General features: G+C 72.2%; 21 protein-coding genes and 1 riboswitch. Of the genes, 14 read left to right on the top strand and 7 right to left on the bottom strand.

The window, feature by feature from the left end:
• Window positions 1-25: 25 nt before the first annotated feature.
• The gene (locus JAV76_RS02060; RefSeq protein ID WP_198732343.1) at window positions 26-1,252 is read left to right on the top strand and encodes an MFS transporter; all 1,227 of its coding nucleotides are present in this window, start codon (window positions 26-28) and stop codon (window positions 1,250-1,252) included.
• Here JAV76_RS02060 and JAV76_RS02065 read toward each other — a convergent pair.
• Entirely contained in the window at window positions 1,246-1,689 is a 444-nt protein-coding gene (locus JAV76_RS02065; protein ID WP_198732344.1) for a hypothetical protein, read from the bottom strand. The genes JAV76_RS02060 and JAV76_RS02065 overlap by 7 nt on opposite strands.
• Window positions 1,690-1,698: 9 nt before the next feature.
• Window positions 1,699-2,463 (bottom strand): MerR family transcriptional regulator, encoded by a 765-nt coding sequence (locus tag JAV76_RS02070; RefSeq protein WP_198732345.1) that lies wholly within the window; start codon window positions 2,461-2,463, stop codon window positions 1,699-1,701.
• 56 nt (window positions 2,464-2,519) lie between these two features.
• Between JAV76_RS02070 and JAV76_RS15340 the strand changes: the two genes are divergently transcribed.
• The 4 genes from JAV76_RS15340 (at window position 2,520) to JAV76_RS02090 (ending at window position 6,085) form a co-directional block, all read left to right on the top strand.
• Entirely contained in the window at window positions 2,520-3,314 is a 795-nt protein-coding gene (locus tag JAV76_RS15340) for a HEAT repeat domain-containing protein (protein WP_198732346.1), read from the top strand.
• Window positions 3,315-3,863: 549 nt separating this feature from the next.
• Window positions 3,864-4,385: a hypothetical protein gene (locus JAV76_RS02080; RefSeq protein ID WP_198732347.1), complete on the top strand. Its 522-nt coding sequence runs from the start codon at window positions 3,864-3,866 to the stop codon at window positions 4,383-4,385.
• A gap of 330 nt (window positions 4,386-4,715) precedes the next feature.
• A complete protein-coding gene (locus JAV76_RS02085; protein WP_307843948.1) occupies window positions 4,716-5,312 on the top strand; it encodes a GNAT family N-acetyltransferase in 597 nt (198 codons plus the stop codon).
• Window positions 5,309-6,085, top strand: coding sequence for a GH25 family lysozyme (locus tag JAV76_RS02090; RefSeq protein WP_198732348.1), 777 nt, complete (start codon window positions 5,309-5,311; stop codon window positions 6,083-6,085). The genes JAV76_RS02085 and JAV76_RS02090 overlap by 4 nt, the downstream gene beginning before the upstream one ends.
• On the opposite strand, the gene JAV76_RS02095 is transcribed toward JAV76_RS02090, so the two are convergent.
• Both JAV76_RS02095 and JAV76_RS02100 read right to left on the bottom strand, forming a co-directional pair.
• Complete coding sequence (locus JAV76_RS02095) at window positions 6,082-6,519, bottom strand: DUF6924 domain-containing protein (protein ID WP_198732349.1); 438 nt, start codon at window positions 6,517-6,519, stop codon at window positions 6,082-6,084. The genes JAV76_RS02090 and JAV76_RS02095 overlap by 4 nt on opposite strands.
• 92 nt (window positions 6,520-6,611) lie before the next feature.
• A complete protein-coding gene (locus JAV76_RS02100; protein ID WP_198732350.1) occupies window positions 6,612-7,781 on the bottom strand; it encodes an N-acetylglucosamine-6-phosphate deacetylase in 1,170 nt (389 codons plus the stop codon).
• A gap of 110 nt (window positions 7,782-7,891) precedes the next feature.
• On the opposite strand from JAV76_RS02100, the gene JAV76_RS02105 reads away from it, so the two are divergent.
• Complete coding sequence (locus JAV76_RS02105; RefSeq protein WP_198732351.1) at window positions 7,892-8,479, top strand: DNA-3-methyladenine glycosylase I; 588 nt, start codon at window positions 7,892-7,894, stop codon at window positions 8,477-8,479.
• Here JAV76_RS02105 and JAV76_RS02110 read toward each other — a convergent pair.
• Window positions 8,436-9,017, bottom strand: coding sequence for a ScbR family autoregulator-binding transcription factor (locus JAV76_RS02110; protein ID WP_198732352.1), 582 nt, complete (start codon window positions 9,015-9,017; stop codon window positions 8,436-8,438). The two genes, JAV76_RS02105 and JAV76_RS02110, sit on opposite strands and share 44 nt — an antisense overlap.
• Window positions 9,018-9,069: 52 nt before the next feature.
• Here JAV76_RS02110 and JAV76_RS02115 point away from each other — a divergent pair, with 52 nt between their 5' ends.
• From JAV76_RS02115 to metE, 6 genes are all read left to right on the top strand, one after another.
• Window positions 9,070-10,023, top strand: a complete 954-nt coding sequence (locus JAV76_RS02115; RefSeq protein WP_504739188.1) for an AfsA-related hotdog domain-containing protein — start codon at window positions 9,070-9,072, stop codon at window positions 10,021-10,023.
• The gene (locus tag JAV76_RS02120) at window positions 10,020-10,991 is read left to right on the top strand and encodes an NAD-dependent epimerase/dehydratase family protein (protein WP_198732354.1); all 972 of its coding nucleotides are present in this window, start codon (window positions 10,020-10,022) and stop codon (window positions 10,989-10,991) included. The genes JAV76_RS02115 and JAV76_RS02120 overlap by 4 nt, the downstream gene beginning before the upstream one ends.
• A gap of 77 nt (window positions 10,992-11,068) precedes the next feature.
• Window positions 11,069-11,629: a DUF2238 domain-containing protein gene (locus JAV76_RS02125; RefSeq protein WP_198732355.1), complete on the top strand. Its 561-nt coding sequence runs from the start codon at window positions 11,069-11,071 to the stop codon at window positions 11,627-11,629.
• Entirely contained in the window at window positions 11,626-12,375 is a 750-nt protein-coding gene (locus JAV76_RS02130; RefSeq protein WP_307843949.1) for a glycosyltransferase family 2 protein, read from the top strand. Before JAV76_RS02125 ends, JAV76_RS02130 begins: the two co-directional genes overlap by 4 nt.
• Before the next feature lie 90 nt (window positions 12,376-12,465).
• Window positions 12,466-12,570, top strand: a riboswitch (SAM riboswitch).
• Between the two features lie 4 nt (window positions 12,571-12,574).
• Window positions 12,575-13,648, top strand: coding sequence for a methylenetetrahydrofolate reductase (locus tag JAV76_RS02135; RefSeq protein WP_198732356.1), 1,074 nt, complete (start codon window positions 12,575-12,577; stop codon window positions 13,646-13,648).
• 8 nt (window positions 13,649-13,656) lie between these two features.
• Window positions 13,657-16,026: a 5-methyltetrahydropteroyltriglutamate--homocysteine S-methyltransferase gene (gene metE / locus JAV76_RS02140; RefSeq protein WP_198732357.1), complete on the top strand. Its 2,370-nt coding sequence runs from the start codon at window positions 13,657-13,659 to the stop codon at window positions 16,024-16,026.
• Window positions 16,027-16,028: 2 nt separating this feature from the next.
• On the opposite strand, the gene JAV76_RS02145 is transcribed toward metE, so the two are convergent.
• Window positions 16,029-16,661 (bottom strand): hypothetical protein, encoded by a 633-nt coding sequence (locus tag JAV76_RS02145; RefSeq protein ID WP_198732358.1) that lies wholly within the window; start codon window positions 16,659-16,661, stop codon window positions 16,029-16,031.
• A 171-nt stretch (window positions 16,662-16,832) separates the two neighbouring features.
• Between JAV76_RS02145 and JAV76_RS02150 the strand changes: the two genes are divergently transcribed.
• Both JAV76_RS02150 and JAV76_RS02155 read left to right on the top strand, forming a co-directional pair.
• On the top strand, window positions 16,833-17,717 hold the full coding sequence (locus JAV76_RS02150) for a sugar phosphate isomerase/epimerase family protein (protein WP_198732359.1): 885 nt from the start codon (window positions 16,833-16,835) through the stop codon (window positions 17,715-17,717).
• Between the two features lie 40 nt (window positions 17,718-17,757).
• Entirely contained in the window at window positions 17,758-19,206 is a 1,449-nt protein-coding gene (locus tag JAV76_RS02155; protein ID WP_198732360.1) for an SDR family NAD(P)-dependent oxidoreductase, read from the top strand.
• Here JAV76_RS02155 and JAV76_RS02160 read toward each other — a convergent pair.
• Window positions 19,185-19,625 (bottom strand): (deoxy)nucleoside triphosphate pyrophosphohydrolase, encoded by a 441-nt coding sequence (locus JAV76_RS02160; protein ID WP_198732361.1) that lies wholly within the window; start codon window positions 19,623-19,625, stop codon window positions 19,185-19,187. The two genes, JAV76_RS02155 and JAV76_RS02160, sit on opposite strands and share 22 nt — an antisense overlap.
• Window positions 19,626-19,627: the final 2 nt, after the last annotated feature.

Consider the following 19,627-nt stretch of genomic DNA (forward strand, 5'->3'; position numbering starts at 1 on the left):
AGTGTATCTGTGTAACGTCACACACATGTCCTTCGCCCTGCAGCAAGGCCCTCGGCCCGCCGTCGCCTACCTGGCGGCCGCCGCCTTCGGCTCGTTCTGGGGAGCGTGGGGCGCGAGCATCCCCCGCATCCGGGAGCAGGCGGGGGTCGACGACGGACAGCTCGGTGTCGCACTGCTCTTCGTCGGTGCCGGCGCTCTTCCGGCGATGCTCCTCGCGGGCAAGGCTCTCGACCGGTTCGGGCTGCGCTTCGCGGGCGTCGCGATCATCGCGCTCGGGATGGCAGGCGTCGGGGCCGCGCTCTCCGCCCACGGCTTCGTCGCCCTCTGCCTAGGCCTCACGGTCGTCGGGGCTACGAGCGGCGCCACCGACGTCGCCATGAACTCGATCGCCGCCCGCGCCGAGCAGGTCACCGGCCGCGCCGTCATCATGCGGGCCGGGGGCGTCTTCTCGGTCTTCGTCGTGCTGTCGAGCCTCGGGACCGGCCTCCTCTCGGCCCTCGGCGCACCGACCTACGCGCCATTCCTCGTCATCGCCGTGCTCTCCGTCGTCGCGTCAGCAGGCACGCTCCTGCCGCGCCCCGGGAACGCAGCCGACCCCGTCCTCCCACGGGTGGGCGCTACCGTCATGCCCCCCGCGGGCGGTCTACGGCTGACCCCGCTCCTGATCGTCGGGGTCCTCGGTGCCCTGGCGTTCGCGAGCGAGAACGCGCACCAGAGCTGGGGTGCGGTGTTCCTCGAGGACGAGCTGAACGCCGGCACAGGGACCAGCGCGGTCGCTCCCGCCGTCTTCGCGGCCGTCGTGGCAGCCACCCGTCTGTCACTCGGGACGCTCCGCCCGGGGCGCGAGAGATCCGTCGTGCTCCTCGGCTCGGTCGCTGCGGCTGCTGGCGCCCTGATCATCGCGGCCTCCCCGACGATCCTCGTGGCGGCCCTCGGCCTCATCGTCGCAGCAGCCGGCACCGCCACGCTCTACCCGACGATGCTCAGCCTCGCGTCGCGCTCGGTGGACGAGGCGTACCGGGGCCGGGCGACGGCCCTCGTGACCGCCGTGTCATACCTCGGGTTCCTGCTCGGCCCCGTGTACGTCGGACTCTGGTCACAGGGTGTCGGCCTTCGCGGCGCCATGGTGGCGGTCGCCGGCCTGGGCGTCGCGCTGACCGTCCTCACGGTGCCCCTCTTGGGTCTGGCGGTCCGCACCACTCACGGCAGCCCTTCGTCCACCGATGCACAGCTGGCTCGACGGCCTCAGTAGCCGTCGTCCACACGACGCCCCACCACGGACAGGTCACAGGCGTTCATCGCGACGCGGGTCCTCCGCCGAGTCGCGCCGTACGTCGCCCCCGCCGACACGAGAGCGAAGAAGACCGCTCCTCCGAGGACCGTCACGGATGCCGTCCAGCTGAGGAGGGCAGCTGCGGACGCCCCGGCGAGAACCGCGGAGGCAAGGATCGCGCCAGTGCCTGCCCCTCGGGACTCGCGACCCGTACCTTTCGCCACGAGCCTCGTGATCTCGGCCGCCACGAACCCGAGCCCTAGCGAGGCCGCCCCGATGACGGACCACACGAACCCGCCCCACGCCACGAAGCCGGAGGTGGCGCTCAGCGCTACTCCCGCAAGGCACCCGACGACGGCGCCGATCACCACGGCGACCCCCAGCGCGACGCATCTCTCGCGGACAGCACTCTCCATCCCTGGACCCTATCCGTGGTCGAGGCGCCGGACGGCGTAAGCGCGGACGGCGGTTGCGAGCCACAGAGGAAGATCGGGGTCCTCGGCCCCGACGACGTCTCGTTGCTGGGGGTCGGTCTCGATGAGGTCGGCGAGCGCGTGATAGGCCGCCGGGTCGACGGGCCACACGGCGCGGACGGCTTCGTGGTGCTCCGCGATGAGGTCGAGCGCTCGCACGGAGGTGGGGTCGACGCCGGACCGTCGTGCGCGGGACAGGCGCGCATAGAGCTCCCGTCCGTCGGCTGCCGCCTGGTCGTAGTCGTCCCTGGTCCATCGCGCCGTGTGCGTGGTCCCGGTCTGCACCGTGCCGGCGGCAGCGTTACCGAATCGTTCCTCGAGGGTGGCGGCGAGCTGCGAGCGTCCCTCGTCCAGTCCGCGGAAGAACTCCTCGTCGGGCAGGCGGTCCCCGCCTTCGAGGTCGTCCAGGGTGCGGGTGATGGTGGCGGCGATCCGGTCGAGGCGGTCCCGTTCGGCGGTGACGATGGTCAGGTGGCGTCGCAGGGCGGACGCTTCGTCGTCGTCCCCCGCGAGGACGGCGTCGATCTGCGGGAGGGGGACGTCGAGGTCGCGCAGGAGGAGGATGCGCTGCAGACGGCGCAGCTCGCTCCGACCGTACCAGCGGTAGCCGTTGGAGGACACGGCCGCCGGGGTGAGCAGCCCGATCTCGTCGTAGTGCCGCAGGGTCCGTGCGGACACGCCGGCCATGGTGGCGACCTGACTGATCGAGTAGTGCACGGGGTCGACGGTAGCGGGTTGACCTTCTCGTTGCGGCAACTTCTAGCGTCGCCCGCATGAGCACACCACGAGCGTTCGAGCCCACCGCCGACCCCGAGCTCGATGCTGCGCTGAGCAGGCTCACGGACCCGGACCGGGACGTGCGTCAGGCCGCGGCCCTCGACCTCGGCACGGCCGCCGACCCTGCTGGCGCGCCGGGGCTCGTGGCCAGGCTGTGGTCCGAGCCCGACCCCTTCGTGCGCGACACCCTCTCCTGGGCGGTCACCCGCGTCGCGGACGCAGCCACGCCCCTCCTCCTGGACGCGCTGGCCGGGACGGACACCACCTCGCGCGTGCGCGCGCTGCACGTCCTGAGCAAGATCGCCGACCCGGCGACCACGAGCGCCATCGTGCCGCTGGCAGGCGACGACGACGCCGACGTGGCGGCCAAGGCCCGCTGGGCTCTCGCCCGCACCGGCGACCCGCGAGCTGTCCCGGCCTTGGTGGCACTCCTGGGAACCGGCGACAGCACCGTTCGGAACGGACTCACCCGCGACCTCGCGTCCTTCGACCGCACGGCCGTGCCGAGCCTCGTCATGGCGCTGACCAGGGACGAGACCCCGGCGCGGCACCATGCCGCCGAGGTCCTCTGCTTCATCGGCCCGGGCGCGGAGGACGCCACCGGGGCCCTGGCCGAGGCGCTGCAGGACACCGACGAGGACGTTCGCCTCTCGGCGGCGATGGCCCTGTACGACCTGCGCACCCGGACGGCCCTGGCGGTGCTCGCTCGCTACACCGAGGCGGACGACCCGCGCCTGCGCGCGATCGCCAGACGCCCTCAAGCGCTGGGCTCGCCTGGACAGGTGACCTAACACGCCGACGCCCGAATCCCGTGTCCGTGTCACGCACCGACGCAAGGTTGCGGACTCGAGTTGTGCCTCCGGTGGCTGAACTCTCGTCTGTCCGGTCGACGACCACAGACGCGACCTCCACGACGTCGGGCCCACCGCGCGCGAACACACGTCTTGACTGGTCACCGCGCAGTATCGGGATCGATACCGCGTCGTTCTTCGACCGCCGTTCGTCGGTCTTCTCGTAGTACGCCGGCCTCACATGCGCACCGCCCGAGGTGTCCCGTATTAGACGATCTGTTACGTTAAAAACTGAGTCCGTGGCACAGCCCGGCATCGTGCCGAGCAACGGGATGTCCGTCGGTCTCGCAGATGCAGACAATCCGGCCTGGGGGCAACGATGCACGAGCAGACAACAATCATCACCCTCCGGCCGGGCGTGCACGAGGGCACGGCACGAGGCCCGCCCACGCGAACATCACACGGCACGGCGTCCACAAGCATCACCATGCAAATGAGAAAGAACCCGATTGCGACAACGGAAGCTTCACCGCGAAAGGAGAGATTATCATGCGCACTCGTAGGGCCATCTCGACGATGGCGATTGCATCAGCCCTTTCCGTGTCACTGACAGGGGTGGCGAGCGCCACCCCCTCGGCACCGTCGCCAGAGGCGACCGTGGTGAGCGAGGCAGGGATCCCTGCCGCACAGCTGGCACCAGCCGATGCCAGCGAGTCCGAGATCCAGCAGGCGATCGAGGAGCACGAGGAGAGGTTCTCCGCGAGGCCTGGAGAGCGGTTTTCAACCCTAGCGACAGGCGACTACTACTCGTACTGCGAAGAGGGCAGCAGCGGGCTCATGCCCTGGACCAACAACTCGCCTTCCAACTGCTATGGCTGGTATTACGAGTACCTGGACGGGAATCGAATCTCCAAGGTCAACATGATCCAGCTCAAGGTCGCAGGCGAGACCGGCCCTAACCCCGCTGACCTCATCGAATGGTGCAACAACAACGGCTTCTACTGCGCACTCGCGGGAGCCATCCTCAGCAGGGGCGGCTCTTATCTCAAAGGCCTCCTGACGCGGATCTAAGGGTAGATCGAGGGGTGGAGGGCCCGATGAGACGAGTGCTCAGCCATAAGTTTGTGGTCGACCTTGTCTCGTCGGGACTGAACCACCCAACATTCGGTCGTCAGACTGGCAGCCATCTCAGGGGATCCTGACTGCGGTGGTCACCGGGGTTGGATCCCGGCGTCGGTTCGATCTCGGGTGTGATCGCACTGGTCGGCCTGGGGTCGAGGTGAAATCAGACGCGGAGCAGCCAACCAGACCGCATATGTGACCTCGCCGGAGAGCAGTGCACGGGTGCTGAGGTCGCTCAAGAGTACGGCGACCGACTGACTGGCCTGACAGGATGCTCTCGTGACCGCACCCGACCAGTCCGCCCCCACCCCGCTCGACGACGTCGCGTGGCCGCTGCGCACACCTCGGTTGAGCATCCGCCGGGTCACGCCGGGCGACGCGGACGCCATGTGGGAGTACCGGCAGCTCGACGAGGTGAGCCACTGGGGTTCGTGGCGCCCCGCGGACCAGGACGACTGGCGCGAGATCATCGGGGCGCGGCAGCGGGACACGCTCGTCGTCGAGCTCGACGGGCACATCATCGGGGAGCTCATGCTCCGCGTCGCGGACGCGTGGGCGCAGCGCGAGGTCGCCTCGGGCGCGAAGCACGCCGAGGCCGAGCTCGGGTGGGCCTTCAACCCCGCCCACGGCGGGCAGGGGTATGCCACGGAAGCGGTGCAGGAGGTGCTGCGCCTGTGCTTCGAGGACCTGGGCCTGCGCCGCGTGACGGCGAGCATCTTCGCCGACAACACCCCCTCGTGGCGCCTCGCCGAACGCCTCGGCATGCGCCGCGAGACGTACACCGTGAAGGACTCCCTCCACCGTGAGCTGGGGTGGGTCGACGGCGTCGGCTACGCGCTCCTCGCCGACGAGTGGGCCGAGCAGGCCGGACGATGACCGGAACCCCGCAGCAGGACACCCCGGGAGCGCAGGGAGCGTCCCCGCTGGGGCCCGAGGCCTCTTCCGCGTCCCGCCGCCGCACGCGGCGCCGCTGGCTGACCGCCCTCGTCGCGGTCCTCGTGATCGCCGCACTGCTCGCGGCCGTCTGGTACCTCTGGGCGCCGCACCACCGCCCGACCCTGCGGGAGGGTGAGGTCTACGGGATCGACGTCAGCCATCACCAGGGCCCGGTCGACTGGGCCGCCGTGGCCGACGACGACGTCGCGTTCGCGTACCTCAAGGCCAGCGAGGGGACCGCACTCGTGGACCCGCGCTTCGCGGAGCACTGGATCGCGGCGGACGACGCGGGCATCGACCGCGGTGCCTACCACTTCTTCACGCTGTGCACCCCGGGCGCCGAGCAGGCCGAGCACTTCCTGCGCACCGCCCCGCCGCAGGACGGAGCGCTGCCGCCGGCGGTCGACCTCGAGCTCGTCGGGAACTGCAGCGCCCGCCCGCCCCTCGACGACGTCCTCGCCGAGCTCGACGCGTTCCTCGCGGTCGTCGAGGACGCGTGGGGAACGGACACGCTGCTCTACGTCGGCGAGGACTGGGAGGGCGAGTACCCGGTGCTCGACCGATCCGACCGGCCCCGGTGGCTCGTGAGCTTCCTCGGCCGTCCCGACCACGACTGGACCGTGTGGCAGGTCTCCTGGTGGGGCGCCGTGGACGGCATCAGCGGGGACGTCGACATCGACGTCGCCCGCCTCGACGACCTCCGCGACCGCTAGGGCGTGCCCCCGAAGCCACGGAAGACCCCGTCGGGATCGGCCGAATCGGCGAACTCGAAGAAGTCCATGTTCGCGATCGCGAGGTTCCCCGTGACCGATTCGACCTCCTGCGGAACCACGCGGAAGGTGCGTCCTACCTGCTCGCTGAACTCGTTGAGATCGACGAGCACGATCGTCAGGTCGACCATGGTCCGGGCATCTGCAACTGCGAGGCAGGAGAGATACCCGCTCCGGGGCAGAAGCACCAGGTCGTTCGGCGTCAGGCCATCGAGCTCCGGTGCCTCGACCAGCTGCACGCTGGCGCCCATCGGCTCGAGGTCGTCAGCGGCGTACACCGCGGTCGCGGCCTGGACTGCGGCCTGCCACGCGGTGTCGTCGGAATAGTCCGTACGAACCAGAAGGGTGGTCATGTCGGCCGGCTCCGGAAGCAGCATGCGCCGAGCGTAGACCTCCAGCAGCCCCGGTCGCCCGCCTCACCGCGACACGGAAAGTGGGGACACGGCGCGGCCAGACGCTCCTACGGCACTCAGGCGTCGCCGACCAGCCGCCCCCGCCGGTAGACCGCCGCGACGCGCAGGGCGTCGTCGAGGACGACCAGATCGCCGTGCGCCCCAGGTTCCAGAATGCCCACGTCGTCGCGCCCGATGATCCCCGCGGGCGTCGTGGTGAGCGCCGCGAGCGCGTCCACGAACGGCACGCCCGCGGTGGCCGTGGCGTGCCGGAGGGCCGCGTCGAGCGTGAGGGTACTTCCCGCGATGGCGCCGCCCTCGCGGAGACGGGCGACGCCGTGGTCGACGTCGACGAGGAGCTCGCCGAGGACGTAGCCGCCGTCGGGCATTCCGGTGGCCGCCATGGCGTCGGTGACGAGTACCGTGCGGGCGGGGCCTGCGGAGCGGGCGGCGTGGGCGAGGGTGAGGGGGTGGAGGTGGACGCCGTCGGCGACGAGCTCGACGGCGACGCGCTCGTCCTCGAGAAGAGCCAGGACCGGCCCGGGGTCGCGGTGGTGGACGGGGGGCATCGCGTTGAACAGGTGAGTGGCGAGGCGCGCCCCGGCGTCGACGGCGGCGGTCGCGACGGTGGCGTCGGCGGCGGTGTGCCCGACGGCGGCGACGGCCCCGTGGCCGACGACGCGGCGCACCGCGTCGAGGCCCCCGGCGGCCTCGGGGGCGAGCGTCACGACACGGACGATGCCGGTGCCCAGGAGGGCGTCGACGTCACCGGGGTCGGGGGCGACGAGCAGGGCGGGGTCGTGCGCGCCCCGGTAGTCGGGGCTCAGCCACGGCCCTTCGAGGTGGACGCCGGCGAGCTCGTCGTCCTCGACGAGGCCCCGCAGCTCGGCGAGCGCCTCCGCGAGGGTGGGCAGCGCGGCGGTCACGAGGCTGGCGACGGTGGTCGTGGTCCCGTGGCGCCGTTGCAGGTGGAGGGCGCGCAGGGCGTCGTCCGCGACGGAACCCGTGGCGGTGGCTGACCCGAAGGTCGCGCCGGCAGCGCCGTGGGTGTGGATGTCGACGAAACCGGGGACGACGGTCCGCCCGCGAGCGTCGACGGCGGGGAGCGCGGACCACGCGTCGGGCACGTCGCCGGTGCCCACCTGGGCGACGCGGCCGTCGACGACGGCCACCCACCCGGCGGGGAGGACCCGGTGGCCGGTGTGGACGTCGCCGCCCGTGACGAGGACCGAGGAGGACTGGCTCACGCGCTCACCCTAGCGCCGGGAACCGCGCGCCCACCTGGGGACGGAGCCCGTCGTCCACAGCTGCGGGCTGCGGGCGGGCGGGCGTGGGTGGTCCGCGCCAGAGTGGGGCCATGACCACCCCTCGACGCTGCTTCGGCGATGGCGACCCCCTGTACGCCGACTACCACGACACGGAGTGGGGCGTGCCCGTCCACGGTGACACCGCTCTGCTGGAACGCCTCGCCCTCGAGGGGTTCCAGTCCGGGCTGTCGTGGCTCACGGTCCTGCGCAAGCGGCCGGCGTTCCGCACGGCCTTCGCGGGGTTCGACCCCGAGGCCGTCGCGGCCTTCGGGGTGGACGACGTGGTCCGCCTCCTCGAGGACGCGTCGATCATCCGCAACCGCGCCAAGATCCAGGCGACCATCACCAACGCCCGCGCCGTGGTGGCGCTCCACGCCGACGGTGCGACCCTCGACGAGCTCGTGTGGTCGCACGCCCCCGAGCCCCGTGCGGAACGCTGGGTGCGCTGGACCGACGTGCCCGCCTCGACCCCGGGGTCGGTGGCGCTCGCCAAGGACCTCAAGGCGCACGGCTTCGTGTTCGTCGGCCCCATCACCGCCTACGCGGCGATGCAGGCCTGCGGCCTGGTGGACGACCACCTCGCGGACTGCCCCGTCAGCGCAACCCGTCCAGCAGGAGCTCCCACAGGCTCGAGTTGAACTCGAGGAGGCTCTTGCGCTCATCGAGGTCCTGGGACACCTGCTGCACACCGAACCACGAGGCGACGATGAGCAGCGCGAAGCGCTCGAGCGGCAGCCCTGCACGGATCTCCCCGGCGGCCTCGGCGCGCTCGAGGAAACTGCGCGTCGTGGAGATCCAGTCGACGAACGGCGCAGGGAGCTCGACGTCGATGGACGCCCGGTCGCGGACCAGGCGGACGGCCGCACGGATGTGGATGTCGTCCCGGTACGACGTGGCGACCTGCTCGGAGAGCCACATGAGTGCCTTGATGGGGCTCTCGTGCTTCTCGGCCTCCTCGACCACCGGGGGCCAGGGTTCGAAGTACTTCTGCACGATCGTCTTCGCGATCTCACCTTTGGAGGGGTAGTGGAAGTACAACGCCCCCTTGGTCAGGTCGAGCCGTTCGGCGATCTCGGACAGGGACGCACCCACGTATCCGTTCGCCTCGAACTCCTCTGCTGCGACCTCCAGGATGGCGGCTCGCGTGGCAGCTCGTTGATCACTCCGTCGTGACATCACAACTCCCCACAATTAGAAGCACATCATCACAGGTCGGTAACATCGCGTCATGACGCTGCAACCCCCGCATGCCGACCTCCTTCACAATCTTACCTTCGACCGACCGGTCGACCGGTCAATGGTGCACAGGCGAGCCACAGCCGAGGTGTTCCTCACCGACGTGCAGCAGGCGTCCTCCACCGAGTGGCAGTGCGCCGTCCAGTTTCCCCGTGGACACGTTCTCATCGACCGACGTTCCCCGCACCTACCTGTCCCGCTGGCCATCGAGGCCATCCGCCAGATGGGTCTCTTCGTCGCGCACTCGGGATACTCGATCCCCAAGTCCTGGGCCTTCACGCTCCAGCACGCCACCTTCCGTTGGTGCGACGACGGGGCACCCGCGCTGCCCGAGTTCGGGCCTCTCGAGCTCGTCGCCTCGGTCAGGGTCACCCACGAGCACCATCGCAAGGGGGAGATCAGCGGACTTGAGGTCATCGTCGAGTTTACGAGCCAGGGACGCCCTGTCGCCACCGGGGGCGGGGCGCTGCGCTGCATCAGCCCCGTGCACTACCAGGCACTGCGCCGCCGCGCGCCCAACCCGCACGACGTGCCGCGCCGCTACGACCCCGCACCCCTCGCCGACGTCCGCCGTGACGGCAGGGCCGTCGAGGCCGTCCTCGGCTACGACCACTCCAACCCGTTCTTCTTCGACCACCCCGTCGACCACCTCCCGGGGATGCTCATCCTTCACGCGATGACCGACCTCTTCTCCTCGACCCTGCCGGACGCGGAGCTCATGGAGATCGACCTCGTGTGCCACACATTCCCCGAGTTCGACCCGCCCGTCCGGATCGAGGGCGTCGTCGACTCCTCGACGGAGACCGTGCGCCTCACCTTCACGCAGGGCCGCACCGTCGTCGCCGAGGGCATCTCCTCCGGCCGGGTGGCGCTCGAGGCGGCTCGGGTGGCCGAGGAGGAAGCGTCCGAGGACGACGGGCCCGTCGCCGAGGAAGCGGCCCTGTGACGAGGACCGGCACCACGGCCGGCACTCCGACCACCGTCCTCGTGGTCGGCGCGAGCGGGTTCATCGGCTCGCACGTGGTGCGCGGCCTCGCGCAGCACCCGGGCGTCCGCGTCGTCGCCTCCTCACGGACCGCCCCGACCGAGCCGCTGCCCGCGACCGTCGAGCACCGCACGGCGGACCTCTGCGACGAGGCATCCCTCCGTGCCGCGCTGGAGGGCGTGGACGTCGTCGTGCACGCCGTGTCCTACGTGGGGCGCGACGCCGGCACGAGCCGCGCCGTGAACGTCGACGGCACCCGTGCCCTCATGGAGGCCGCGAGCGCGCGGGGCGTCGGGCGCGTCGTCTACGTGTCGACGACGTCGGTGTACGGGTCCGGCCCGCACCGGGACGTCGCGGAGGACGACGTGCCGGCGCACCCGGAGTCGGTGGCGAGCACCGACCGCCTGGCCGCGGAGCGCCTGGTGCTCGACGCGCACGGCACGGTGGTGCGGCCCAACCTCGTGTACGGGGCGGGGGACCGCTGGTTCGTCCCCGCGCTGGCGCAGGTGACGGCGGGTCTCGGGGCGACGATCGCCGGGGCGTCGGCGCGGATCTCGTTGGCGTCGGTGGAGCAGGTGGCCGCCGTCGTGGCGGCCGCCGCCCTCGGTAAGGGGCTCGCGGGCCGGGTGCTGCACGCGGTGGCACCGGAGGCGACGCCGGTGCGGGTCGTGCTCGACGCGCTCACGGCGCACCTCGGCGTTCCGGGGCCGTCGCGGGACCTCACCGAGGATGAGGCGCGCGCCGTGCTCGACCCGCAACGGGTGAGCGACCACCAGCTGGCGCTCCTCGCCCGCGACCACGCGTACGACGGGTCGCAGGCGTGGGCGGCGGTCGACGCGGCCGGGACAGCCGGCGACGCGCACCGCGAGGCGTTCGCCCTGACGGACGTGCACGTCGCCTGGTACCGGGCAGCGCTGGGCAGCGCCTGAGGACGCCGGTCCGGACGGTCGGACAGGGCGCGACGTCCGACCGGCCGGGCGGGGCGCGCCCGGCTAGGGTGGCGGTCATGACCAGCACGGCCCTCGAGCGGCCCTCCCGCACCGGGGTCGTCGCGTCGGACGCCGTGCGCGTCCTCGGTGTGGTGAGCATCGTCGTCGCCGGGGTGCGGTTCGGGAGCGTCGAGGTCGCACTCTTCGCCCTCGTCCTCCTGGGCCTGGTGATCCCGCGGTTCCTGCGGGTGCCCTCGGGTCTGGACATCGCCAACGGCCTGACGCTCCTCGCTGCGGGCTGGTTCGCGGTGGTCGACCTGTACGCCCGGGTGGGGTGGCTCGACATCGCAGCGCACACCGTGGCCAACGGGGTGCTCGCGGTCATGGCCGTCGTCCTTCTCGGGCGGCTGTGGCCCGAGCACGCGGAGCTCCGCGACGCACGGGCGCGCACGGTCCTGGTGATCGTGACGGTCGCCGCAGGCTCCCTGCTCGGGGTGCTGTGGGAGTTCGGTGAGTGGGTCGGGCACACGCTCGTGGACGACAGCATCAACGTCGGGTACGACGACACCCTGGGCGACCTGGCGGCCGGCATGGCCGGGTCCCTCCTCGGCGGTCTCGCCCTGGCCCGGCGACGGTGACGCCCTCGGCGCGGCTGCGCCTGTCCCTCGTGATCCCCGTGCTCGACGACGCGGACCTCCTCGACCGCTGCCTGGAGGCCGTCGCCCGTCAGACGCGCCTGCCCGACGAGGTGGTGGTCGTCGACAACGGCTCCGCCGACGCGAGCGCCGAGGTGGCTCGGCGCCACGGCGCGCGGGTGGTCGCGGAACCTGTGCGGGGCATCCCCGCGGCGGCGTCGTGCGGGTACGACGCGGCGTCGGGCGACGTGGTGCTGCGGTGCGATGCGGACACTGTCCCGCCCGAGGACTGGGTGGAGCGCGTCGGGCGGGCTTTCGAGCAGGACGCGACGCTGGGGGCGCTCACGGGGCCGGGGACGTTCTACGACCTCCCCCGCGGGAGGGCCCGGGTGGCGCGCGTGTTCTACATGCGGGGCTACTACTGGGGGATCCACGCGGCGCTGGCGGGCGTGCCGCTGTGGGGGTCGAACATGGCGATGCGGCGCAGCACGTGGGAGTCCGTGAGCGGGCGCGTCCACCGGGACGACCCGCGGGTCCACGACGACATCGACCTGAGCTTCCAGCTGCCCGCGGGGACGGTGGTCCGGTACGACCGCGCCCTGGTGGTGGGGGTCTCCGGGCGGACGTTCGACTCGCCCGCGACGTTGTGGCGTCGCTTCGACTGGGCGTTCCGGACCCTGGCGCTGGGGTGGCGCACCGCCCCGCCGTGGACGCGCTGGGCGCGTCGTCTGTCGCCCGGCCGCAGCTGAGCGTCCGGCCTCACACCACCCTCCGACCTGCGATGTCTCACCATGTGGTTCATCCTGGACCATCAGGTGGATGCGAGCCTAGGCTCTGAGACACCATCCAGAGCGGTCGAGAGTCCTGGCTCGTCGACGCCGCAGCAACCCCCCACAATGGAAGCCTCCTGAGGGTGCGGGTGCTAACGCCAGGTCCGATGGAGTACCCATGACGGCTTCCTTACCTGTCCCACCGATCGCACAGACCACACCGCTCGGGTCGAGCCCGCAGCGGGCACAGCACGGCGCACGGCCCACCGTGTCGTTCGAGCTCATGCCCCCGCGCAACCCCGACGCGGCCCCCAAGTTCTGGGCCACGGCCGAGCGCCTCGTCGCGGCACGCCCCGACTTCGTGTCCGTCACGTACGGCGCCGCCGGGGGTGACCGCGACACCGCACGCACCGTCGTCAGCCGGCTCCTGCGGCAGACACCCGTGCTGCCCATCGCCCACCTCACGTGCGTGGGAGCGAGCCGGCAGAACGTCGCCGACGTCATCGACGAGTTCCTCGCCGAGGGCGTGCGGAGCTTCCTCGCGCTGCGCGGCGACCCCCCGCACGACCAGCCCGACTGGCGCCCCCACCCCGACGGCGTGCACTCCTCGACCGAGCTCGTCCGCCTCCTGCGCGAGGTCGAGGCGCGGCGGTGCGCGGAGCACCCGTCGACCGCGCTGCGCTCGGCGGCCCGCCCGCTCACCGTGGCGGTCGCGACGTTCCCCGAGGGCAACCGCGCCGCGGGCACCAGCCGCGCCCAGGAGGTGGCCCGGCTCCGCGAGAAGCAGGACGCCGGGGCCGACTTCGCCATGACCCAGCTGTTCTACGCGCCCGAGACGTACGTGGACTTCGTGGCCGAGGCCCGCGCGGCCGGGGTGACCCTCCCCATCCTCGCCGGGCTCCTGCCCATGACCGACCCCCACCGGCTGCGACGCGTGGAGACCCTCACCGGCGTCCCCGCCCCCGCGGCCCTCGTCCGGGACCTCGAGGCCCTGCCCGACGACGCCGCGCGCCACCGCCTCGGGGTGCGGGCCACCGTCGACCTGGCGTCCGCCGTGCTCGAGGCCGGCGCACCGGGCCTCCACGTCTACACCTTCAACAAGCACCATGCAGCGCTCGACCTGCTCGAGGGCGTACACCTCGGCGGCGGGGCCGCGGCACCGGGCCATCCCGATGACCGCACCCCTGACCTGGCCAGCGGGCCGCGGGTCGACGCGTCCACCGTCCAGCCGCGCAAGCCGGCACTCCTCTAAGGACCACCATGACCACGGAACTGCAGCACAGCCCTGCCGCCCAGAACCCGGCTATTCCGGCATTCCCGGCGGCGACCGTCCTCGGCTACCCCCGCATCGGACGGCGACGCGAGCTCAAGCGCGCCGTCGAGGCCTACTGGGCCGGCCGCACCGACGTCCACGAGCTCGAGGCGACGGCGGCCGACCTCCGACGCACCACCGTCGCGCGCCTCGTCGACCTCGGCCTCCCCGCCGACGACGCGTCCGTCCCCTCCTCCTTCTCCTACTACGACCAGGTCCTCGACGCCGCCACCACCGTCGGCGCCGTCCCCGAGCGGTTCGCCCACCTGCTCTCCGACGCCGGCGAGCTCGACCTCGCCGGGTACTTCACGGTCGCCCGCGGCGTCGGCGACCTGCCGCCCCTCGAGATGACCAAGTGGTTCGACACGAACTACCACTACCTGGTCCCCGAGATCGGTCCGGGCACCGCGTTCCGTCTCGCGTCCGACCGCCCCGTCCGCGAGTTCCGCGAGGCCCTCGAGGCAGGCGTGACCACCCGACCCGTGATCGTCGGCCCGGTGACGTTCCTCCTGCTGAGCAAGGCCGCCGACGGCGCACCCTCCGGGTTCTCCCCGCTCTCACGCCTCGCCGACCTGCTCCCCGTCTACGCGGACCTCCTGCGCGCCCTCGCCGCCGCCGGCGCGCCCTGGGTCCAGCTCGACGAGCCCGCGCTCGTCACGGACAACCTCGACGTCCCCCGCGACGAGGTCCTCGCCGCCCTGCGCACCGCCTACGCGACCCTCGCCACCGACCTCCGCTCGCCCGACCGCCCGGCCGTGCTCGTCGCCGCACCCTTCGGCGACCTCGGCGACGCCCTGCCGGTCCTCGCCGACTCCGACGTCGAGGCCGTCGCCCTGGACCTCGTGCGCGGTACCGCACCGACGGAGCCGGTCCCCGGGCTGGGGAGCACCACCCTCGTCGGCGGCGTCGTCGACGGCCACAACGTGTGGCGCGCCGACCTCTCCGCGCGCCTCGAGGTCCTCGAACGGCTCGAGGGCCTGGGCGCCGCCGCGGTGAGCGTCGGCACCTCCACGTCCCTCCAGCACGTCCCCCACGACGTCGCCGACGAGCCCGACCTCGACCCGGGCCTCGCCGGGTGGCTGGCCTTCGCCGACCAGAAGGTCACCGAGGTCGTCACCCTCGCGACCGGCCTCCGGGAGGGCCGCGAGGCCGTCCACGCCGAGCTGCTCGCGGCGAGCGACGCCGTCGCGTCGCGGGCCAGCGCCGTCGGGGTGGAGGTCGCCGCCGTCCGCGAGCGCACCGCCGCCCTCCGGACCACGGACTTCCACCGTGCCCCCGCCCAGGAGCGTCGTGCCGCGCAGGAGGCGCGCCTGGGGCTGCCGGCGCTGCCGACGACGACCATCGGGTCGTTCCCGCAGACGGTGGAGATCCGTCGGGCACGGGCCGCGCACGCCAAGGGGGACCTCTCGCTCGAGGCGTACGAGGACGCGATGCGCGCGGAGATCGCCCGGGTGGTCGCGCTCCAGGAGGAGATCGGGCTGGACGTCCTGGTCCACGGCGAGGCCGAGCGCAACGACATGGTGCAGTACTTCGCGGAGCTCCTCGACGGGTTCGCGGTGACGCGCAACGGGTGGGTCCAGTCGTACGGGTCGCGGTGCACGCGCCCGTCGATCCTCTGGGGCGACGTGTCCCGGCCCGCGCCCATGACGGTGCGGTGGGCGGAGCACGCGCAGTCCCTCACGGAGAAGCCGGTCAAGGGCATGCTCACGGGCCCGGTGACGATCATGGCGTGGTCGTTCGTCCGCGACGACGTGCCCCTCGGGGAGACGGCACGGCAGATCGGGCTCGCGCTGCGTGACGAGATCACGGACCTCGAGGCCGCGGGCATCGCGATCATCCAGGTCGACGAGCCGGCGCTCCGCGAGCTCCTGCCGCTGCGTCGGGCGGACCAGGCGGAGTACCTCGACTGGTCGGTGGGGTCGTTCACGCTGGCGACGGCGGGGGTGCGGCCGGACACGCAGATCCACACGCACCTGTGCTACTCGGAGTTCGGCGAGGTCATCGGGGCGATCGACGCGCTCGACGCGGACGTGACGTCCATCGAGGCGGCCAGGTCGCGCATGGAGATCCTGCCCGACCTCGCCGGCTCGGGGTTCTCGCGGGGCGTCGGGCCAGGTGTGTACGACATCCACTCCCCGCGCGTCCCGTCGCAGACGGAGGTCACGGAGCTCCTCGAGCTCGCCGTGAAGTCCGTGGACCCGCGGCTCCTGTGGGTCAACCCGGACTGCGGGCTCAAGACCCGTGGGTACGACGAGACGGTGCCGTCCCTGGAGCACCTCGTCGCGGCCGCGGCGGCCGTGCGGGAGACGCTCGGCTGAGGTCAGGCGCCGCGCAGGTACTCGCGCTCGCGCCGGTTCTCGACGTCACGTCGCAGCTGCTGGCCGCGCCGGTACTCCTCGCCGCGGCGCGTCTCCTCGCGCCGGGCGTCCTGGGTGCGGTGGTCGTCGAGGTCCCGGCGCGAGACCTCGGGAACACCGCGGGACGCGGTGGCCGGGGTGCGGGACGTCCCCGCACCCCGGGCGCGCTCGACGCTGCGTGGTGCGTCGACGACGGGCGTCGAGCGCGTCGCGGGACGGGCGTGCCGGTGCTGGGCCGTGGTGGTGGGCGGCTCGGTACGGCGCGCGTCCTTCTCGGGCCGGTCGCCGGTGCGGGCGGCGCGCAGCGACGGGCCGGGGAACTCGGCGCCGACGAGGCGCGTCCACCGGCCGAGGCTCTGGGTCTCGGTGACGACGGCGTCGATGGCGGACGCCATGCGCACCACGCCCGTGCACACGAAGACGACGGCGAGGAGCAGGAGGACGGACACCCCGAGGCCGGCGAGCGCCAGGGTCCTGCGGTCGAGCACCTCGGGCAGCGGGTCGACGAGGAGCAGCACGGCCAGCGCGGCCGCGAGGACGGTGGACACCCCGATGAGGACGAGTCCTGCTCCGAGAATCCGTGATGATCGCTTCACTGCTGACCTCCGTCGGTCGACGCCGGGTGAAATCCTGCGCTCAGCGTTGCGTAACGAACAGATAACGTCAAGGCTTGAGGGTTGACCACTTCGCGGTGGGCCACGGCCGGGCGTCGTCGGTCCCGCCCGTCTGGGGAGCGGCCTGGCCGGGCCGGACGTTACTGTGGGCGCATGCCTGAACCTGCGAAGGACACGGCCTCGGCGCCTCCGATCAAGGTGACGCTCTCGAGCGCCTCCGTCTACCCGCGCAAGGTGACGTACGCCTTCGAGCTGGCCGCCGAGCTCGGCTACGACGGCCTCGAGGTCATGGTCTGGTCGGACCAGACCACCCAGGACGACAACGCCCTGGCGCACCTCGCCGCGGACCACGGCGTGGAGATCCGCTCAGTCCACGCACCCACCCTCCTCGTGAGCCAGAACGTGTGGGGCGGCAAGCCCGGCCCCAAGCTCGCGAAGGCGGTGGACATGGCGCACTCCGTGGGCGCCAGCACCGTCGTCGTGCACCCGCCCTTCAGCTGGCAGCGCAAGTACGCGCGGACGTTCGTCGACCAGGTGCGTGAGCTCAGCGCGGAGTCCGGGCTGACCATCGCGGTGGAGAACATGTACCCGTGGCGCAGCAAGCGCCGCGACTACGGGGCGTACCTGCCGGGGTGGGACCCCACCGAGCACGCGTACGACGCCGTCACCCTGGACCTCTCGCACGCCGCGACCGCGCGGCAGGACAGCCTCGAGATGGCCAAGGCCTTCGGGGACCGCCTGCGGCACGTGCACCTCGCGGACGGGTCGGGGTCCGGCAAGGACGAGCACCTCGTCCCGGGACGCGGCAACCAGCCGGCGGCAAAGCTCCTGTGCCACCTCCAGGAGACGGGCTGGTCGGGCGACGTCGTCGTGGAGATCGGCACCCGCAAGGCGCGGACGGCCGCCGAGCGCCGAGAGGACGTCGAGGCGTCGCTGACCTTCGCCCGCACGTACCTCACGCCCGGCGAGCACCCCGACTACGTGCCGCCCCCGGCCCACCACCGGCCCGACGACGCCTGGGAGCAGGCCGACCTCTGAGCGTCACCCCGCGGCACGGTGGCAAGGGATAATCGGTCCCATGCCTATCGATCCTGCCGAGCTCGCCGCTGCCATCCGTGTGCTCGAGGCGGCCGACGAGCTCGAGCCGGAGCACCCCGACAAGATCGCCCTGCAGCGGGCCACCGCACGCCTGTACAAGACGGTGAAGAAGCAGCGCCGCGACGCCGCGAAGGACGCGATCCGCAGCGCCGACCAGGCGGTGATCGCCGCGACCGCGACCGGTGCACCCACACGGATCGACGACGAGACCCAGGGCCTCGAGCTGATGCCCTCGGCGAGCGGGACCACAGCAGGGCGGCTCCTGAAGTCCCAGGCCTGCTACGTGTGCAAGCAGCAGTACAACGACGTCGACGTCTTCTACCACCAGCTGTGCCCGGAGTGCGCCCACCTCAACCGGTCACGACGCGACGCCCGCACAGACCTCACCGGGCGCCGGGCGCTGCTCACCGGGGGCCGCGCCAAGATCGGCATGTACATCGCGCTGCGGCTCCTGCGCGACGGTGCCCACACGACCATCACCACACGCTTCCCCAACGACGCCATCCGTCGCTTCACCGCCATGGAGGACTCCGCGGAGTGGATCCACCGGCTGCGGGTCGTGGGGATCGACCTGCGCGACCCCGCCCAGGTGGTGGCCCTCGCGGACGACGTCGCCGCCCAGGGGCCGCTCGACATCCTCATCAACAACGCGGCCCAGACCGTCCGCCGCTCCCCCGGCGCGTACGCGCCGCTGGCCGCCGCCGAGGACGAGCCGCTGCCCACCGGGTACCTCCCGGAGGTCGTGACGTTCGGGCGCAGCCACGACACGCACCCCGCGTCCCTCGAGGGATCGGTGACGAGCGAGCCCACCGCCCACGCCCACGCGTCGGTGACCACCGCCGACCTCCTCACGCGGCTCGCGCTCACCGCGGGCTCCGCGTCCCTCGACCGGGTGGCGAACGCGACCGCGATCGACGCCGCCGGACTGGTCCCGGACCTCGTGCACACGAACTCGTGGGTGCAGAACGTCGAGGACGTGGACCCGCTCGAGCTCCTCGAGGTCCAGCTGTGCAACAGCACGGCGCCGTTCATCCTCATCAGCCGGCTCCGCGAGTCCATGCGCACGTCGCCCTTCGCGCGGCGCTACGTGGTCAACGTCTCCGCCATGGAGGGCCAGTTCAGCCGCGGGTACAAGGGTCCGGGGCACCCGCACACGAACATGGCGAAGGCCGCGGTGAACATGCTCACGCGCACGAGCTCGCGGGAGATGTTCGAGTCGGACCAGATCCTCATGACGAGCGTCGACACGGGCTGGATCACCGACGAGCGCCCGCACACCACCAAGGTGCGCCTCGCGGAGGAGGGCTTCCACGCGCCCCTCGACCTCGTGGACGGCGCCGCGCGCGTCTACGACCCGATCGTCCGGGGCGAGCAGGGCGAGGACGTCTTCGGGTGCTTCCTCAAGGACTACCGCACGTCCGCCTGGTAGGCGGGCAGGAGCACGTCGCGCAGGCGCTCCACGATGGGGACGTCGCCGTCGAGCCACGGGACGTCGAAGAGCTCCGGCGGGGCGAGCCAGCGCAGGGCGTCGTGCTCGACGAGGGGGACGGGGTCTCCGTCGGTGATGCGGGCCAGCCACAGGCGCATGACGTGGCGGTCGGTGATGGCCCACCCCTCGGGGTGGGGGCCGGTGATCTCACGGCCCAGCTCGACGCTCACGCCCAGCTCCTCGCGGAGCTCGCGGTGCAGCCCGTCCTCCGGGAGTTCGCCCGGGTCGACCTTGCCGCCCGGGAACTCCCACCGGCCGACGAGGTGCTCGGGACGTGACCTACGGGCGGCGAGCAGCGTGCTCGGTGCGCCGAGGTCGTCCACGATGGCAGCTGCGACGACGAGGGTGCGGTTCTTCATGG

Origin of the sequence: Sanguibacter suaedae (assembly GCF_016342785.1) — a bacterium.
In the GTDB taxonomy this organism is placed as follows: Bacteria; Actinomycetota; Actinomycetes; order Actinomycetales; family Cellulomonadaceae; genus Sanguibacter; species Sanguibacter suaedae.

Excerpts from the sequence above, each read along its gene's own strand:
- JAV76_RS15340 (WP_198732346.1), top strand. The coding sequence starts at position 2,520 with ATGAGCACACCACGAGCGTTCGAGCCCACCGCCGACCCCGAGCTCGAT.
- JAV76_RS02095 (WP_198732349.1), bottom strand. The coding sequence starts at position 6,519 with ATGCTGCTTCCGGAGCCGGCCGACATGACCACCCTTCTGGTTCGTACG.
- JAV76_RS02135 (WP_198732356.1), top strand. The coding sequence starts at position 12,575 with ATGACGGCTTCCTTACCTGTCCCACCGATCGCACAGACCACACCGCTC.
- JAV76_RS02105 (WP_198732351.1), top strand. The coding sequence starts at position 7,892 with ATGACCACCCCTCGACGCTGCTTCGGCGATGGCGACCCCCTGTACGCC.
- JAV76_RS02110 (WP_198732352.1), bottom strand. The coding sequence starts at position 9,017 with ATGTCACGACGGAGTGATCAACGAGCTGCCACGCGAGCCGCCATCCTG.
- JAV76_RS02150 (WP_198732359.1), top strand. The coding sequence starts at position 16,833 with ATGCCTGAACCTGCGAAGGACACGGCCTCGGCGCCTCCGATCAAGGTG.
- JAV76_RS02125 (WP_198732355.1), top strand. The coding sequence starts at position 11,069 with ATGACCAGCACGGCCCTCGAGCGGCCCTCCCGCACCGGGGTCGTCGCG.
- metE (WP_198732357.1), top strand. The coding sequence starts at position 13,657 with ATGACCACGGAACTGCAGCACAGCCCTGCCGCCCAGAACCCGGCTATT.
- JAV76_RS02090 (WP_198732348.1), top strand. The coding sequence starts at position 5,309 with ATGACCGGAACCCCGCAGCAGGACACCCCGGGAGCGCAGGGAGCGTCC.
- JAV76_RS02060 (WP_198732343.1), top strand. The coding sequence starts at position 26 with ATGTCCTTCGCCCTGCAGCAAGGCCCTCGGCCCGCCGTCGCCTACCTG.
- JAV76_RS02160 (WP_198732361.1), bottom strand. The coding sequence starts at position 19,625 with ATGAAGAACCGCACCCTCGTCGTCGCAGCTGCCATCGTGGACGACCTC.
- JAV76_RS02065 (WP_198732344.1), bottom strand. The coding sequence starts at position 1,689 with ATGGAGAGTGCTGTCCGCGAGAGATGCGTCGCGCTGGGGGTCGCCGTG.
- JAV76_RS02155 (WP_198732360.1), top strand. The coding sequence starts at position 17,758 with ATGCCTATCGATCCTGCCGAGCTCGCCGCTGCCATCCGTGTGCTCGAG.
- JAV76_RS02115 (WP_504739188.1), top strand. The coding sequence starts at position 9,070 with ATGACGCTGCAACCCCCGCATGCCGACCTCCTTCACAATCTTACCTTC.
- JAV76_RS02080 (WP_198732347.1), top strand. The coding sequence starts at position 3,864 with ATGCGCACTCGTAGGGCCATCTCGACGATGGCGATTGCATCAGCCCTT.